13 protein-coding genes are annotated in these 17,360 nt (G+C 52.5%); 6 read left to right on the top strand and 7 right to left on the bottom strand.

All coding sequences use genetic code 11. The annotated features are described in order from the left end of the window. Positions 1–10 precede the first annotated feature (10 nt). The gene (locus tag OGX89_RS13600; RefSeq protein ID WP_003827453.1) at positions 11–1,660 is read right to left on the bottom strand and encodes an alpha,alpha-trehalase; all 1,650 of its coding nucleotides are present in this window, start codon (positions 1,658–1,660) and stop codon (positions 11–13) included. A 426-nt stretch (positions 1,661–2,086) separates the two neighbouring features. On the opposite strand from OGX89_RS13600, the gene OGX89_RS13595 reads away from it, so the two are divergent. Beyond that, entirely contained in the window at positions 2,087–3,481 is a 1,395-nt protein-coding gene (locus OGX89_RS13595) for a cytochrome-c peroxidase (protein ID WP_008786400.1), read from the top strand. A 42-nt stretch (positions 3,482–3,523) separates the two neighbouring features. Here the strand turns inward: OGX89_RS13595 and gorA are convergent, their stop codons facing one another. Then, entirely contained in the window at positions 3,524–4,876 is a 1,353-nt protein-coding gene (gorA, locus tag OGX89_RS13590; RefSeq protein ID WP_003827456.1) for a glutathione-disulfide reductase, read from the bottom strand. 104 nt (positions 4,877–4,980) lie between these two features. Beyond that, a complete protein-coding gene (locus tag OGX89_RS13585; RefSeq protein WP_126956443.1) occupies positions 4,981–5,823 on the bottom strand; it encodes a 23S rRNA (adenine(2030)-N(6))-methyltransferase RlmJ in 843 nt (280 codons plus the stop codon). Between the two features lie 208 nt (positions 5,824–6,031). On the opposite strand from OGX89_RS13585, the gene prlC reads away from it, so the two are divergent. Both prlC and rsmJ read left to right on the top strand, forming a co-directional pair. Further along, positions 6,032–8,074 (top strand): oligopeptidase A, encoded by a 2,043-nt coding sequence (gene prlC / locus OGX89_RS13580; RefSeq protein ID WP_126317262.1) that lies wholly within the window; start codon positions 6,032–6,034, stop codon positions 8,072–8,074. An 8-nt stretch (positions 8,075–8,082) separates the two neighbouring features. After that, the gene (rsmJ, locus tag OGX89_RS13575; protein WP_126956441.1) at positions 8,083–8,832 is read left to right on the top strand and encodes a 16S rRNA (guanine(1516)-N(2))-methyltransferase RsmJ; all 750 of its coding nucleotides are present in this window, start codon (positions 8,083–8,085) and stop codon (positions 8,830–8,832) included. A gap of 481 nt (positions 8,833–9,313) precedes the next feature. Here the strand turns inward: rsmJ and OGX89_RS13570 are convergent, their stop codons facing one another. Next, positions 9,314–10,513 (bottom strand): NAD(P)/FAD-dependent oxidoreductase, encoded by a 1,200-nt coding sequence (locus OGX89_RS13570; RefSeq protein WP_126956439.1) that lies wholly within the window; start codon positions 10,511–10,513, stop codon positions 9,314–9,316. Between the two features lie 240 nt (positions 10,514–10,753). Between OGX89_RS13570 and OGX89_RS13565 the strand changes: the two genes are divergently transcribed. After that, on the top strand, positions 10,754–11,257 hold the full coding sequence (locus OGX89_RS13565; RefSeq protein ID WP_126956437.1) for an RrF2 family transcriptional regulator: 504 nt from the start codon (positions 10,754–10,756) through the stop codon (positions 11,255–11,257). Positions 11,258–11,344: 87 nt separating this feature from the next. Here OGX89_RS13565 and dtpB read toward each other — a convergent pair whose 3' ends face one another. Both dtpB and uspA read right to left on the bottom strand, forming a co-directional pair. Continuing rightward, positions 11,345–12,817, bottom strand: a complete 1,473-nt coding sequence (gene dtpB / locus OGX89_RS13560) for a dipeptide/tripeptide permease DtpB (RefSeq protein ID WP_126956435.1) — start codon at positions 12,815–12,817, stop codon at positions 11,345–11,347. Positions 12,818–13,098: 281 nt separating this feature from the next. Then, positions 13,099–13,536, bottom strand: a complete 438-nt coding sequence (gene uspA, locus OGX89_RS13555) for a universal stress protein UspA (RefSeq protein WP_003023368.1) — start codon at positions 13,534–13,536, stop codon at positions 13,099–13,101. Between the two features lie 392 nt (positions 13,537–13,928). Between uspA and uspB the strand changes: the two genes are divergently transcribed. Beyond that, on the top strand, positions 13,929–14,264 hold the full coding sequence (uspB, locus tag OGX89_RS13550) for a universal stress protein UspB (RefSeq protein WP_003023371.1): 336 nt from the start codon (positions 13,929–13,931) through the stop codon (positions 14,262–14,264). 64 nt (positions 14,265–14,328) lie between these two features. On the opposite strand, the gene pitA is transcribed toward uspB, so the two are convergent. After that, positions 14,329–15,828, bottom strand: coding sequence for an inorganic phosphate transporter PitA (pitA, locus tag OGX89_RS13545; RefSeq protein WP_003827471.1), 1,500 nt, complete (start codon positions 15,826–15,828; stop codon positions 14,329–14,331). Positions 15,829–16,057: 229 nt separating this feature from the next. Between pitA and OGX89_RS13540 the strand changes: the two genes are divergently transcribed. Beyond that, positions 16,058–17,251, top strand: coding sequence for a BaiN/RdsA family NAD(P)/FAD-dependent oxidoreductase (locus OGX89_RS13540; RefSeq protein ID WP_267446975.1), 1,194 nt, complete (start codon positions 16,058–16,060; stop codon positions 17,249–17,251). Positions 17,252–17,360 lie beyond the last annotated feature (109 nt).

Below are 17,360 nucleotides of genomic sequence, written 5' to 3'. Positions count from 1 at the left end.
CCGTCAGCCGCTAGGGTTCGCCATACAAACCGATGAGTCGGCGCACCACGCCATTGGTCCAGCCAAAGCCGTCCTGCAACGGATATTCCCCGCCGCCGCCTTCGCGCGGCGCGGCGTCGGCTATGTGGTATTTTTCGATAAGCTTGTGGTGTTCCTGATAAAAGAGATTCACCGTTTTCAACCAGTTACGGGCAATTTCATCCCCGAGATGGTCGTCACCGTACAGTTTGAAGCCCTGGATCGCCATCCACTGCAGCGGCGCCCAGCCGTTGGGTTTATCCCATTGTTCCCCGGTTTCATGCTCTGTGGCTAAAATGCCACCGGGCGTGAGCAGGCGACTACGAACCGCGTTAGCAAGCCGATCGGCTTGTTCATGCGTTGCCATACCGACATACAGCGGCACAATACTGGCGGCAGAGAACAGGGCCATTTGTTCGCGCCGCCAGTCGTAATCGCGATAGCAGCCGTTTTCATCGTCCCAGAGATAGCGGTTTACCGCATCACGACGATCGCTGGCTTTCTGGCGAAACAGTGCTTCCGTTTCTTTGTCACCTTTTAGCGCGGAAATATTGGCAATAGTGCTTTCCAGCTTGTAGAGGAATGCGTTCAGGTCAATTGGGATGAACTGCGTGGTGCGTATGCTGGCAAGGCGGCCTGCGTCGCGTAGCCAGCGCGATGAATAATCCCAGCCAGAAGCCGCGCCCGCGCGTAAATCCCGATACACTTCATTGGGCGGGCGACCCGAATGCTTGGCGGTCTCGACGTCTTCAAGCCATGATTCATCGCGTGGCGTATCACGATCGTCCCAATAGCGGTTAAGTAGAGAGCCGTCAGACATTCTGATCACGTGGCGGTAGGCCTGGTTGAGTACCAGGGAATCGGCGCCATCCATCCAGAACGCGTACTCCATTTTTAGATGATCAAGGTAACGACGCGCGCCGCGTACGCCATCCTCTTCAAACAGTTCCACCATCAGCGCAAATACCGGCGGCTGTGAGCGACTCAGATAGTAAGTGCGGTTGCCGTTCGGGATGTGACCATAGTTTTCAATCATCCAGGCAAAGTTATCTGCCATACATTTCAGCAGATCTTCGCGGCCGCTCTCTGCCAGACCCAGCATGGTAAAGTAGGAATCCCAGTAGTAGGTTTCGCTAAAACGCCCGCCTGGCACAATGTATGACTGCGGTAACGCCAGTAGCGAGGACCAGGGAATGTGATCCTGCGGCTCGCGCGTCAGCACCGGCCACAGTTGATCGATATGCTCTTTCAGCGAACTTTCCGGGTCAGAAACGTATTCGCTGGAGGGCGTTTCCGGGAGCCAGAAATGGTTCTCGACGAAGCGTCGCAGATCGAAGTCCCGATGGCGTTTAACCTTGCGATAACGAATTAAAATGTCGAGCGGGTCCATTTTGGGCGCACAATCTGGGAAGGTTTTACTATCCGCAAACAGTTTGGATGACTGGACGTGTTCGAACAGTTCGAGATAACGATCGGCAGGGGTTAACGCATCTGAAGCGGGGAGCCCTTCAATCATCTCCGGCTCAGGCTCCGCCTCAATCATTTCATCCAGCTTTAACTCGCACGGATCCATTTCATAAAGCAGATCGATGTCGATCGTCATTTCTTCAGAAGGGGCGTGGGGTAGTTTCTGGTTGAGCATAATGAGAAAGACCTCCGATGGACGTTGAAAGATTAAGGCTATTGCCCGGTCGTCAGTTAAGCGTAGACATTCGCTTCGGTGTCGGGTGAGTAAAGCGTGCGGTTGATCACGTTTTAATGCTGAGCAAAATTTAAAGAATCAGACTATCCCAATGAAAATAATGGATAATTCAAATTTCTGCATGATCTGAATATATTCCATTTTCAGAGCATTCGATTGCAACGAGGTGTGAACAGAGACAGGTAACGCCTTATCTCTATAATAGGCGCAGGCTATTCTATTGATAGTTCTCCCCCATGTAATTGCTTGATACTTATCAAAATAGTAATTCCCTCATTTCCTATGATGGTCAGGTCTGACAAAGACTGCGCATTAATTATTCTAATTTTCTGGGTCACAATAACTCACAACGGTGAGGGTAAAATAATGAAAATCATTACCCGTCTTACCGCGATTGCCATAGCTGGCATCGTGATTTGTTATTTTGGATTATCCGGTTATGTGTGGTATCACGATAATCAACGTAGCAAACAGGCTGATGTTCAGGCCTCTACGCTGGAAGAAAATAATAAGGTATTAGGATTTTTACGCGAAAAAGGATGCGATTATTGTCACACGCCTTCAGCTGAATTACCTTTCTATTCTTCTTTTCCTGTCGCTAAGCAGTTGATGAATTATGATATTCAACTGGGATACAAATCATTCAATCTTGAAGCCGTTCGTGCGGCGCTGGTCGCAGATAAACCCGTTTCGCAAAGCGACCTGAATAAAATTGAGTGGGTGATGCAGTACGACACCATGCCGCCAACGCGATATACCGCGCTGCACTGGGCCGGGAAGGTCAGCGATACGGAGCGAGCCGAGATCCTGGGCTGGATTGCGAAACAGCGTGAGCAGTATTACGCCAGTAACGATACCGCCGCGCAGCATCGTAATGAACCGGTACAACCGATACCGGAAAGCATCCCAACCGATGCCCGCAAAGTAGCGCTTGGCTTTACGCTTTACCACGACCCGCGTATTTCAGGTGACAGCACGATTTCTTGCGCGCATTGCCACGCCCTGAATGCAGGCGGCGTGGATGGCCGGAAAACGTCGATCGGCGTAGGCGGCGCCGTTGGCCCGATTAATGCGCCGACGGTGTTTAACTCTGTCTTCAACGTTGAACAATTCTGGGATGGTCGTGCGCCAACATTGCAGGCGCAGGCAGGCGGCCCGCCGTTGAACCCTATCGAAATGGCGTCTAAATCCTGGGATGAAATTATCCAGAAACTGGATAAAGATCCGCAATTGAAGCAAGAGTTTATCGCGGTTTATCCGCAGGGATTCAGCGGGGATAATATTACCGATGCGATTGCTGAGTTTGAGAAAACGCTAATTACGCCAAATTCGCCGTTTGATAAATGGCTACGCGGCGATGAAGCGGCGTTAACTGCTCAGCAGAAACATGGCTATCAATTGTTTAAAGATAATAAGTGTGCGACCTGTCATGGCGGTATTATTTTAGGCGGGCGCTCATTTGAGCCATTGGGTTTGAAAAAGGACTTTAATTTCGGTGAGGTCACTGCCGCAGATATTGGCCGCATGAACGTCACTAATGAATTACGTGACAAGCTGCGTCAAAAAGTCCCGGGCTTGCGTAACGTTGCGCTGACCGCGCCTTATTTCCATCGCGGTGATGTGCCTACGCTCGATGGTGCGGTAAAACTGATGCTGCGTTATCAGGTGGGTAAAGAACTGCCGCAGGAAGATATCGACGATATCGTGGCGTTCCTCGAAAGCTTAAACGGCGTGTATACGCCATATATGCAGGGTAAATAAGAGAAAACCGGATGGCAAAGCACCATCCGGTTTATTTATTGCTTAACGCATGGTAACGAATTCTTCTGCCGCCGTTGGGTGAATCGCAACGGTGTTATCAAAGTCTTTCTTGGTTGCGCCCATTTTCAGCGCGACCGCGAAGCCTTGCAGCATTTCATCCATTCCAAAACCAATACCGTGAATACCGACAATTTTCTCTTCCGGACCGACGCAAACCAGCTTCATGCGGCACGGCTGACGATGTGAGGTGACAGCGGTATACATCGCGGTAAATGATGATTTATACACTTTCACCTGGTCATCGCCGTGCTGTTCGCGAGCCTGCTGCTCGGTCAGGCCCACGGTGCCAATTGGCGGGTGGCTGAAGACCACGGTCGGGATGTTGCTGTAGTCCAGATGTTCGTCCGGTTTGTTGTTAAACAGACGCTCGGACAGGCGACGGCCCGCGGCAACGGCAACCGGCGTCAGTTCAACGGCACCGGTGTTGTCGCCGACGGCATAAATACCCGGCACGCTGGTGTTCTGGAATTTATCAACGACGATGTAGCCTTTTTCATTGGTTTTCACGCCGGTAACAGCCAGATTGAAGTTGTCCGTTTCTGGCTCACGACCAATCGCCCAAATCAGGCAGTCTACCGTTTCGCTACGACCATCTTCCAGTTGCAGGGTCAGGCTGCCGTCAGCGTTTTTAACAACCGCTTTTGGAATCGCGTGAGTATGCAGAGTCGGGCCTTCGGCGTTCATCACCTCAACCAACGTTTCGACGATCATCGGATCAAAACTGCGCAGCGGCGCGTGTTTACGCACGAACAGGTGAGTTTCTGCGCCCAGGCCGTTAATCACACCAGCCAGTTCAACGGCGATGTAGCCTGCGCCAACAACGGCTACACGTTTTGGCAGCGCTGGCAGCTCAAAGAAACCATTAGAATCAATACCATATTCCACGCCAGGAATGTTCGGATGGCTCGGGCGACCACCGGTGGCAATCAAAATATGATCGGCAGTAATGGTTTCACCGTTTACTTCAATGGTTTTGGCATCCACAAAGCGCGCAAAGCCTTTGATCACATCGACATTATTTTTGCCCAGCACGTTGTCGTACGAGGTATGAATACGATCGATATAAGCGGTACGCGTGGCGATCAGTTTATCCCAGTCGAACTTATTGATGGTGGTGTCGAAACCGTAATCCGGACCGTACATGTGGATCGCTTCGCGGACCTGTGCGGCATGCCACATCACTTTCTTCGGTACGCAGCCAACGTTAACGCAGGTGCCGCCTAACTCTTTGGCTTCAATCAGTGCGCATTTTTGACCGTACATTGCTGCACGGTTAATGGAGGCAATACCGCCGCTGCCGCCGCCAATAGCGATGTAATCATAGTGCTTGGTCATGACCGCTCCTTTATGTTCATTGTAGGGCGGAGAAGCGTTACGCCATCCGCCAAAATATTCGCGATTGTATACCTGATATTAAAAGGTTCCACCGATGGCTGCGATTACTCCGGCACGATCCAGCTTACGGAAGTATGCCCGGTTCCTGTCGGAACCAGTTTGCTGTGCAACCACGGCAGGACGTTGTTCATCTGCTGCTCCAGCTTCCACGGTGGGTTAATCACAATCATGCCGGATGCCGTCATGCCGCGCTGATCGCTGTCCGGGCGCACCGCCAACTCAATTTGCAGAATTTTGCGGATACCGGTGTCTTCCAGATCGTGGATCATGCGCTTGATTTGTTGGCGCAGAACCACTGGATACCACAACGCATAGGTGCCGGTCGCGAAACGTTTGTAGCCTTCGTTAATACCGGTCACTACTGCCTGGTAGTCGCTTTTGATTTCGTAGGGTGGATCGATAAGGATCAACCCTCGACGGGAAACCGGCGGTAATTTTGCTTTCAGCTGCTGATAACCATCGGCTTTGGCCACGCGAGCGCGCTCATCTTTCTGGAATTCGCTGCGCAGCAGAGGGAAGTCGCTCGGGTGCAGTTCAGTTAATTGCAGACTGTCCTGTTCGCGCAGCAGCTGGCGAGCAATTAACGGAGAGCCTGGGTAGTAGCGCAACTGACCGCTACGGTTGAAGTGTTGCACCACGCCAATGTAGGGTTCCAGTTCTGCAGGCAAATCGTCCTGCTGCCAGATGCGGGCGATCCCTTCCAGATATTCACCGGTACGTTCGGCATGCTCACTGCTCAGCTGATAACGGCCAGCGCCAGCATGGGTGTCCAGATAGAGAAACGGTTTTTCTTTCTCTTTGAGCGACTCGATGATCAGGCTCTGAACGGTATGTTTAAGGACGTCGGCGTGGTTGCCTGCGTGATAACTGTGGCGATAACTGAGCATGGGTAATGAAATTCCGCTGAAATGACGATTTGCCACAGTTTACAGCAGATCGGCACAGATTACCCGTAGGCCCGGTAAGCGCAGCGCTACCGGGCGTCTTTCCGTCACGGTTAGCATTGAAATCCTCTACACTTAACCCCATTGTACAAATTAATATGCACAGCGCCGGATACGCGCTTCATTCACTCTTTTCAACAGGACCGCGCTAATGACCAATCCATTGCTGACTCCCTTCGAACTGCCGCCGTTTTCTAAAATTCAGCCTGAGCACGTTGTGCCTGCCGTCACTCAGGCGCTGAACGATTGCCGTGAAAATGTTGAGCGAGTGGTTGCGCAGGGCGCGCCGTACACCTGGGAAAATCTCTGCCAGCCGTTGGCGGAAGTTGACGATGTGTTGGGGCGTATTTTCTCTCCTGTTAGCCACCTGAACTCGGTGAAAAACAGCCCGGAACTGCGAGAAGCCTACGAACAAACGCTGCCGCTGCTGTCTGAATACAGCACCTGGGTTGGACAACATGAAGGCCTGTACAAAGCGTACCGCGATCTGCGTGATGGCGATCATTACGCCACTCTGAACACTGCACAGAAAAAAGCGGTTGATAACGCGCTGCGCGATTTTGAGCTTTCTGGTATTGGTCTGCCGAAGGAAAAACAGCAGCGCTATGGTGAGATTGCCACCCGCCTGTCTGAGCTCGGCAACCTGTACAGCAATAACGTCCTCGATGCTACGATGGGCTGGACCAAGCTGGTGACCGACGAAGCGGAACTTGCCGGGATGCCGGAAAGCGCGCTGGCCGCCGCAAAAGCGCAGGCTGAAGCCAAAGAGCAGGAAGGCTATCTGTTAACGCTGGACATCCCAAGCTACCTGCCGGTGATGACCTACTGTGATAACCAGGGGCTGCGTGAAGAGATGTATCGTGCATACTCCACGCGCGCATCTGACCAGGGGCCAAACGCGGGCAAATGGGACAACAGCCCGATAATGGAAGAGATCCTCGCGCTGCGCCACGAGCTGGCACAGCTGCTGGGCTTTGAAAGCTACGCCTTTAAATCTCTGGCTACCAAAATGGCGGAGAACCCGCAGCAGGTACTCGATTTCCTGACTGACCTGGCGAAACGTGCCCGTCCGCAGGGTGAGAAAGAGCTGGCTCAGCTGCGCGCCTTCGCGAAAGCGGAATTTGGTGTTGATGAGCTACAGCCATGGGATATCGCTTACTACAGCGAGAAACAAAAACAGCATCTCTACAGCATCAGCGACGAGCAGCTGCGTCCTTACTTCCCGGAAAATAAAGCCGTTAACGGCCTGTTTGAAGTGGTTAAACGTATTTATGGCATCACCGCCAAAGAGCGCACCGATGTTGACGTCTGGCATCCGGAAGTTCGTTTCTTCGAGCTGTACGACGAAAACAACGAGCTGCGTGGCAGCTTCTATCTTGATCTGTATGCCCGTGAACACAAACGCGGTGGGGCGTGGATGGACGACTGTGTCGGCCAGATGCGTAAGACAGACGGCACATTGCAAAAGCCGGTCGCTTACCTGACCTGTAACTTTAACCGTCCGGTGAACGGTAAACCTGCGCTGTTTACCCACGATGAAGTGATCACCCTGTTCCACGAGTTCGGCCACGGTCTGCACCATATGCTGACCCGTGTCGAAACCGCGGGCGTTTCCGGTATCAACGGTGTGCCATGGGATGCGGTCGAACTGCCGAGCCAGTTTATGGAAAACTGGTGTTGGGAGCCGGAAGCGTTGGCGTTTATCTCTGGTCACTTTGAGACCGGTGAACCGCTGCCGAAGGAACTGCTGGATAAAATGCTGGCGGCGAAAAACTACCAGGCAGCGCTGTTTATTCTGCGTCAACTGGAGTTCGGTCTGTTTGATTTCCGTCTGCACGCGGAGTTTAACCCGCAGCAAGGGGCTAAAATCCTCGAGACGCTGGCGGAAATTAAAAAACAGGTCGCCGTGGTGCCGGGCCCAACGTGGGGCCGCTTCCCGCATGCCTTCAGCCATATTTTTGCTGGTGGCTACGCAGCGGGTTACTACAGCTATCTGTGGGCAGACGTACTGGCGGCAGATGCCTTCTCTCGCTTCGAAGATGAAGGGATTTTCAACCGTCAGACCGGACAATCGTTCCTCGATAATATCCTTACCCGTGGCGGTTCTGAAGAGCCGATGGAACTGTTCAAGCGCTTCCGTGGCCGCGAGCCGCAGCTGGATGCAATGCTGGAGCATTACGGGATCAAAGGCTGATTATTCACGTGAAAATCTGCTTAGTAGATGAAACAGGCGCCGGAGACGGCGCCTTATCTGTTCTTGCCGCCCGCTGGGGACTGGAACACGATGAAGATAACCTGATGGCGCTGGTGATGACGCCGGAACATCTGGAACTGCGCAAACGTGATGAACCCAAACTCGGTGGTATCTTCGTGGATTTCGTGGGCGGTGCGATGGCCCATCGGCGCAAATTTGGCGGTGGACGCGGTGAAGCGGTGGCGAAGGCGGTTGGCATTAAAGGCGATTACCTGCCGGATGTGGTCGATGCGACAGCTGGGCTGGGGCGCGATGCGTTTGTACTGGCCTCGGTAGGCTGCCGCGTACGAATGCTGGAACGTAATCCGGTGGTTGCGGCACTGCTTGATGATGGCCTGGTGCGCGGCTATGCCGACCCGGAAATCGGTCCGTGGCTGCAGGAACGTTTACAGCTGATCCATGCGTCGAGTCTGACGGCGTTAACCGATATCACGCCGCGCCCGCAGGTGGTGTACCTCGATCCGATGTTTCCACATAAGCAGAAAAGCGCGCTGGTGAAAAAAGAAATGCGGGTGTTTCAGTCATTGGTGGGGCCGGATTTAGATGCGGATGGGCTGCTGGAGCCTGCGCGTCAGTTGGCCACCAAACGTGTGGTGGTGAAGCGCCCAGACTACGCGCCGCCGCTGGCGGATGTCGCCACGCCGAACGCGGTTGTGACGAAAGGGCATCGGTTTGATATCTACGCTGGGACAGCATAGTTTGTAGGTCTGTGCACTGTGCTGCCTGATGCGCTGCGCTTATCAGGCCTACGACAGCGTGTCTTTGTAGGCCACATCCCGGCTTGGTGCGCTGAATTGCCTGATGCGCTGCGCTTATCAGGCCTACGACAGCGTGTCTTTGTAGGTCACATCCCGGCTTGGTGCGCTGTGCTGCCTGATGCGCTGCGCTTATCAGGCCTACGACAGCGTGTCTTTGTAGGCCACATCCCGGCTTGGTGCGCTGAATTGCCTGATGCGCTGCGCTTATCAGGCCTACGACAGCGTGTCTTTGTAGGCCACATCCCGGCTTGGTGCGCTGAACTGCCTGATGCGTTGTGCTTATCAGGCCTACGACAGCGTGTCTTTGTAGGCCACATCCCGGCTTGGTGCGCTGAATTGCCTGATGCGCTGCGCTTATCAGGCCTACGACAGCGTGTCTTTGTAGGCCGGATAAGGCGTTAGCCGCATCCGGCATTATCCATTAAACAAACGGTGCCAGCGGGTCGGCAATCTCAAATGCTACTGCTCGGTCTGCTTTCGGTGGGTAAATCAGCTCGCTGACAATCGACACCTTCAGCTTCTTCGCTTCTGCGCGCGTCAGTTTCACCTGCTGATCCCATCCTTCGCTATACACTGCACCCCAGGCACCAAGATCCAGGCAGGTGACGTAGTTTTCCTGACGATATGGCAATGGCGTTACGTCCAACAGGTCCGCCGCAGCGTTATTACCGGCAAATTTACCCAACAAAATCGCGTGCTGACAGGTCATTAACGCATGGTTGCCTTTGTCGTCGGTGGCGGCATAGGCCACATCGCCAGTGGCGTAGATATCATCGTGACCCACAACCTGCAGATTGGCATTCACATGCAGACGGCCCTGGCGATCGCGCTGGGCGTTAATCTGTGCTGTCAGGTTATTAGCCTGTACGCCGACGGTCCAGATAACCGTCTGAGAGGCAATCACCTGCCCATCTTTCAGCGTGACGCCGGAGGCATCTACGCACTCTACTTCCGCATTGACCAGCCACTCGACGCCCAGTTCAGCAGAGGCTTCGATAATCACGTCACGTAATTCCTGGCTCCAGCGTCCGCCTGGCTGAGCACCGCGTTCAACTACGACAACTCTGGTCTTAGCATCAGCACCCAATATTTCGCGCAAACGACCCGGTAATTCCAGCGCCATCTCTATCCCGGTGAAACCACCACCACAGACCACCACGGTATTGCGAGCCTCACTTTCCGGTTGTAATGCCAGATCTTTAATGTGCTGCTCCAGTACGGCGGCGCTTTCGAGTTGGTCGAGGTCAAACGCGTGCTCGGCGGCACCGGCGACGGCGTCGCGGTTTACATGACTTCCGCTGGCGAGCACCAGGCGGTCATAGCGACGCAGATGAGTGTCACCGTTGGCATCTTTCCAGCTCACCTCTTTAGAGTCCGGGAGGATTTGCTCGACGTGACCTTGCAGGAAGTTGACGCCGGTAACGTCAAACAACGGTTGCAGTGGTGCGACCAGCGTATGAACGGCGCTTTCATAAAAGCGTGGGCGGACACGCAGCTCCGGCTGTGGCGCAATTACTGTAATATCAATTGCCTGCTGATGTTTATCCGCTAGTCGTGCGGCGCTTAATGCTGCCCACATACCGGCAAAGCCGGCGCCCACGATCAGAATTTGTTTACGCATTGGGGTTTTCTCACTGGTGACTACGAATTTACGAATTATTTACTCGGATTTTATTTGTCGTAGTTAAGAATTGCAATGCGATCGAGATCCTTTTTGCCACAAAGGGTGGTGTTTTTTGATTATCTGTTTGATAAGTATGTATTTAAAGTTCTTTTGTGAAAAGGGATTACTTTGCTGTCTGGAATGAATGAGATGAAAAAGCTACAATAAACTCAGATTCATTTTGGCTGAGATAAGAGAATGGCATTCTACAGTTCGGGAGTTGAGTACGGCATTCATAGCCTGATGTGTATGGTCGACAGTAAGGGCGACGCGCGGGATATGAGCGTGCGGGAAATAGCCGAACTGCAAAGCGTACCGTATGACTATCTGGCAAAAATTTTCACCCGTCTGTCCAAAGCGGGTCTGGTGCGCAGCATTGAAGGCAAAGGTGGCGGTTTCCAGTTAGCTAAACCCGCTGAACACATCACGGTGCTGGATGTGGTGAATGCTATTGATGGCGATAAGCGCATCTTTGAGTGTCGTGAAATTCGCCAGCGGCTGGCGATATTTGAGGAACATCCACCGGAGTGGGCCTGTGAAGGCATTTGTGGCGTGCGTTCGGTAATGGACATGGCCCAGCAGCGAATGGAAGAAGCGCTCGGCCAGCATACGATTCTGGACTTGGCGCGCAAAATGTACCGTAAAGCACCGGATACCTTTGTAGTGGAAGTGCAGGAGTGGATAGACGCGCGTAAAGGGTAGTGAGTGAAAATGCCCGATAGCGCAAGGCGAACGGGCATGTTGAATGTAGGCCGGATAGGGGCAATAGCCGCCATCAGGCACTGAAGGTTATTGCTCGGTGCTCGGCGTATTAATCATGCGGTTCAGCCATGGCACCATAATCGCCATCACGACCGTTACGGCCAGGGTGACAAGGCCAATCTTACTGAAGACGTTGGTATAGATAGGCAGCGTTTGCAGCGGGTCGGTGATGTTCTCTGGTACGGCGGTGAACGTAGCGACATAACCCCCCATCAGGAAGGCCGCGGCCTGCGTCAGGAACCACATCCCAAGAATGAAGCCCATCAGATGTTGTGGCACGAGAGCAGCGACCATAGCCAGTCCCAGGGCGCTAATCAGCAGTTCACCCAGGCTCTGGAACAGATACACCAGCACGATAAACCACGGCGACGTCAGCCCTTGTGCATCGGCAAACCACATCCCGGCAGCGGCGGCCGTCAGGAAGCCCAATGAGCACAGGAACATACCGAGCGTAAATTTCATCGGCATGGTCAGGTCTTTGCCTTTGTTGCCCAGACGGGTATAGATTGCGGCCAGTACCGGACTCGACAGTACCACCCAGAACGGGTTCAGCGCCTGGAAGCTCACCGGGTTGATGGCGAAACCAAGAATTTCATGGTGTACGTTATTGATCGCAAAGAAGTTTAGCGATGTCGGCATCTGCGCGTACAGCACGTAGAACACCACCGCTTCCAGCATCAGGATAAAGGCCACGAACATCTTGTTGCGCCCGGTTTTATCCAGTTTGAATGCCTGACGGAAGAAGATGATGGTCACGACAATCGACAGGACGATCAGCACCAGGTTGGCAATCTGCACGTTGTGCATCAGCCAGGCGCAGATAAATACCATCACTACCGTACCGGCCAGCACGTACAGCAGGTTACGGAAGTTCAGTGGCTTATGGTCTGGCTCAGAGCCGATATTTTTCACCATTCCGCGGCAGGCAAAGTAGACCAGCAGCGCGACGATTAGTCCGGCTCCGCACAGGTTGTAAGTCACAGCGTAGCCAAACTTATCGGCAATCACCGGCGCCAGCGACAGTGACAGCAGCGAACCGATGTTAATCGACATATAAAACAGGGTGAAAGCACCGTCCAGACGGGCGTCTTTCGGGGGATAACATTTTGACAGCAGGCTTGCCGGGTTGGCTTTAAATAGCCCGTTACCAACGGCAATGGTACCCAAAGCAATAAAGATCAGATCCGGCTTAAGCAGCGACATCCCGGTCATGAAGTAGCCGATTGCCAGCACAATGGCACCGAGTACCAGCGTGCGCTTGGTGCCTAACAGATGGTCGCCGACGTAGCCGCCGATCGAGATCAGGCCGTAAACCAGTGCGGCAAAGGCACCAAAGGTGACAAATGCCTGTTCTTGTGAGAATCCGAGCTGCTTAACAAAAAATACTGCCAGGATGCCCTGTACGCCGTAATAGCCAAATCGTTCCCATAATTCCACAAAGAAGATCATGAAGAACGGACGAGGTTGCTGCAGCAAGCCCGTAGGTGCAGTTTTATTCATATTCCATCGCCTTTCAAAGCCATCCCGAAAAGTATGAACGCGTATGCTTAAACGCGCCGAAAAAGTCTTATTTTGTTATAGACTGCGGTTATTGGCCGCAAGGGTAGAGTATTATAGAGATAGTTTTCGATCCAATTAGTTGATCACACTAATTATGATTTGTTTGTTGGATTGATGTACTAATTGTGACCGAATGATAAAAACAAAAACGCCCGCGAAGGCGGGCGTTTACAGGCTTAACGACTTGCAGTGGGCCGGGTTAACTTCCGGCGGCAAGCATTTTATGCTTCTTCGTCGTCACGCAGCGGAACAATCAACATGTCGACGTGGACGGTGTTGATCAGTTGGCGCGCGGAGGACATCAGTTTGCTCCAGAAATCCTGGTGGTGACCACAGACGACCAGATCCATGTCGTATTTTTTGATGGCATCAACCAGAACCTGACCCAGGTCGCCGCTACCGCTCAGGGTTTCGGTGATAGGGTAGCCTGCATTGGTGGACAGCTCGGTTAACGCGTGATGGGTTTCTTCAGAAATGCGTTTCTGCATGTCGCCCAGATTCACGTCGATTAGCCCGGTGTACAGGTCGGAATAGTTTACGTCAACGTGGATAAGGGAGACTTTAGCATTGTAAGGTCGCGCCATAGAAACCGCTTTTTCAACCAGAACTTTGCTTTCCGGAGAAAGATCAACCGCGATAAGAATGTGTTTATAAGCCATAGTGTTACTCCTTCCATAAGTTGTCGATGACTAGCCTGCTGGCGTTATATGCCGCCGCGTCATCCGCGTCCTGCGAACCTTGTGCGCGGGGCTAGCCCAGTCGTAAAAACGTACCATATAAGGACTATCCTTACATTATAGCGACCAGGATAATCCGTCAATCCGCCTTGCTTGCCAAATAGTTAAACAAATTTTTTAGTTAATTGCATTGATAGCGATTAACCTTATGGCAAAAAAATTAACTAATCTCCTACACTATCTAAAGAGGCGTTCGGATGCGTGATACTAACACGAACGGTTTCGGCTGCACTCTTCATTGAATGGTTTGGCAGGGTATCGGGGAGCGGTAGTCCCGGAAAGGAGTTCCGTGGGCGGGTCGCCGGGGAGGAGGTATGATAAGCACCATTGCATTATTCTGGGCTTTATGTGTCGTTTGCATTGTTAATATGGCGCGCTATTTTTCTTCGCTACGCGCACTGTTAGTGGTACTTCGTGGTTGCGATCCATTACTTTACCAGTATGTAGATGGAGGGGGCTTTTTTACCTCGCATGGGCAACCGAACAAGCAGATGCGTCTGGTGTGGTATATCTACGCTCAGCGTTACCGCGATCATCATGATGATGAATTTATTCGCCGCTGTGAGCGGGTTCGCGGTCAGTTCATTCTCACCAGCGCGCTATGTGGCCTGGTGCTAATCAGCATGGTTGCGCTGATTATCTGGCACTGATTCCAACAACAGATACAAAAAAAGCGGGTCAGCTTCCTGACCCGCTTTTTTACCGTGCATTCGCTTAGATAAGCTTCAGGGACAGCCAGTACAGCACCCCGGAAAGAATAATCGCAGCCGGCAGGGTGAAGACCCAGGCCATCAGAATGCTGGTTACCGTTTTACGCTGCAATCCGCCGCCATCAACAACCATCGTCCCCGCAACGGAAGAAGAGAGAACGTGGGTGGTGGAAACGGGCATACCGGTGTAGCTGGCGAGGCCGATAGAGACTGCGGCGGTCATCTGCGCCGACATCCCCTGGGCATAAGTCATGCCTTTCTTACCGATTTTCTCGCCGATGGTGGTGGCAACGCGACGCCAGCCAATCATCGTACCAATACCCAGCGCCAGTGCGACGGCCATAATGATCCAGATAGGCGCGTACTCAATGGTGCTCAGCATGTCAGCTTTCAGTTTTTTCAGCAGACGCTGATCGTCAGCGCTTACGCCAGGCAGCTTAACCACTTTATCGGTGGTATCAGAGATGCACAGCATAATACGGCGCAGCTGACCACGCTGTTCGACGCTTAACTTGTCATAGGTTTCCAGGTTCGCCAGCATACCTTTCGCACGTTCCAGCGCGTTGATTGTATTCGCCGGGTGGCAATGGAACTCTGTCGTCGTCGCGGGGGCCGCGTCCGTCGGGGACGGAATCAGCTGGTCTACGCCTGTGGCCTGTTTAAGCAGGTCAGGGCGCTGCTGGAAGAAGACTTCGACGTTATTGATTGCATCACGGGTACGGGTAATCTCGTAACCGGAAGCATTCATATTCACCACGAAGCCTGCAGGCGCTACGCCAATCAGCACCAGCATCACCAGACCAATGCCTTTCTGCCCGTCGTTAGCGCCATGAGAGAACGCTACGCCGATAGCGGAGAGGATCAGTGCAATACGGGTCCAGAACGGCGGCTTTTTCTTGCCATCTTTCTTTTCACGTTCTGCTGGCGTCAGGTGGATACGGGCACGTTTTTTTGTACCGCTCCAGTAACGACGCAGAATGAAAATAAGACCGCCTGCAACCACCAGACCAACAATTGGCGAGATGATAAGCGAAGCAAAAATACCGATAACTTTCGGAATGTTAAGTGCGTCCACCACCGAGGTGCCGGTCATCAGTGCATTGGTTAAACCAATACCGATAATGGCGCCAATCAGCGTGTGGGAGCTGGATGCAGGTAAACCAAAGTACCAGGTACCCAGGTTCCAGATAATTGCCGCCAGCAGCATGGAGAACACCATGGCAAGGCCATGTGACGATCCCATATTAAGCAGCAGATCCGTTGGTAGCATATGCACGATGGCATACGCCACGCTGAGACCACCCAGCAAAACACCAAAGAAGTTGAACAACGCAGCCATGACCACCGCCAATTGCGAACGCATTGCACGGGTATAGATCACGGTTGCGACAGCATTGGCTGTGTCATGGAAGCCGTTAATTGCTTCGTAGAACAGCACAAAAGCCAGAGCAAGCAATAGTAAAAGCCCGGTATGTAAATCCAGGCCAGCAAACAAATGTAGCATAGGACGTTACGCCATTTTGAGGACATGAACGCGGCGCATTATCAGTGACTTTGGCGGCGCGGGCAAAGTGAAATATAGAGTTTTTTTGATTTGTCTCCTGCTTTGTTTTACACCACTAAAGAATTATCCTATATATTTCAGTTAAATACACTTTATCGGTAGTTTGGTGCTGGTGCGACCACTGAGGAATCTTTACAATTCACACCCGCTTTTTATAGAGGATCGCAACGTGGAAAGGTTTGATACCGTTATTATAGGCGCTGGCGCAGCGGGTATGTTTTGTGCCGCGCAGGCAGGACAAGCAGGTAGTCGAGTACTGCTTATTGATAATGGTAAAAAGCCAGGGCGCAAGATTCTCATGTCTGGCGGGGGACGCTGCAACTTTACCAATCTTTATGTCGAACCGGCCGCCTATTTGAGCCAAAACCCCCATTTTTGCAAATCGGCACTTGCGCGTTACACGCAGTGGGATTTTATCGACCTGGTGGGCAAACACGGTATTGCCTGGCATGAAAAAACGCTGGGTCAGCTGTTCTGCGATGATTCCGCTCAGCAAATTGTCGATATGCTGGTAGACGAGTGTGAAAAAGGTAACGTAACTATGCGGTTACGGAGCGAAGTCCTGAGCGTGGTGCAGGATGATGAAGGTTTCACCCTCGAACTGAATGGCATGACGGTCGGCACGAAAAAACTGGTTATCGCTTCAGGTGGGCTTTCCATGCCGGGTCTGGGGGCAACGCCGTTTGGTTATAAAATTGCCGAACAGTTTGGTCTGAAGGTGTTGCCAACGCGCGCGGGACTGGTGCCCTTTACGTTGCATAAGCCACTGCTGGAGCAGCTTCAGGTGCTCTCTGGCGTGTCGGTCTCCTCCGTTATCACCGCCGAAGACGGCACCGTATTTCGTGAAAATCTGCTCTTTACACACCGAGGACTTTCGGGCCCAGCTGTTTTGCAGATTTCCAGTTTTTGGCAGCCAGGCGAATTTGTCAGCATTAATTTGTTGCCGGATGTTGACCTTGCGAGCTTCCTCGACGAACAACGTAGCGCACATCCTAACCAGAGCTTAAAGAACACCTTAGCAATGCAGTTACCAAAGCGTCTGGTGGAATGCTTGCAGCAGTTAGGGCAAATTCCTGACGTGTCTCTGAAGCAGCTTAACGTGCGCGATCAACAGACGCTGGTTGAAACGCTGACCGAGTGGCGGGTGCAGCCGAACGGTACGGAAGGGTATCGTACCGCTGAAGTCACGTTGGGTGGTGTCGATACTAACGAGCTGTCATCGCGCACGATGGAAGCCCGCAAAGTGCCAGGGCTCTACTTTATTGGCGAAGTGATGGACGTCACCGGCTGGTTGGGAGGCTATAACTTCCAGTGGGCGTGGTCGAGTGCCTGGGCATGCGCACAGGATTTGGTATCTGTGTGAACTAACAATAAAGTTTGCCCGCAGACAATAAAGATTGCCCTTAAGAGCGTAAAAATACAATAAAGTTTGCCCGTAAGAGAATTTTGCCCATAAGCGAGCTGCATTCTAT

The organism is Citrobacter sp. Cpo103, assembly GCF_030332605.1.
In the GTDB taxonomy this organism is placed as follows: domain Bacteria; phylum Pseudomonadota; class Gammaproteobacteria; order Enterobacterales; family Enterobacteriaceae; genus Citrobacter; species Citrobacter portucalensis.
This window is presented reverse-complemented; position numbering and strand designations above follow the sequence as displayed.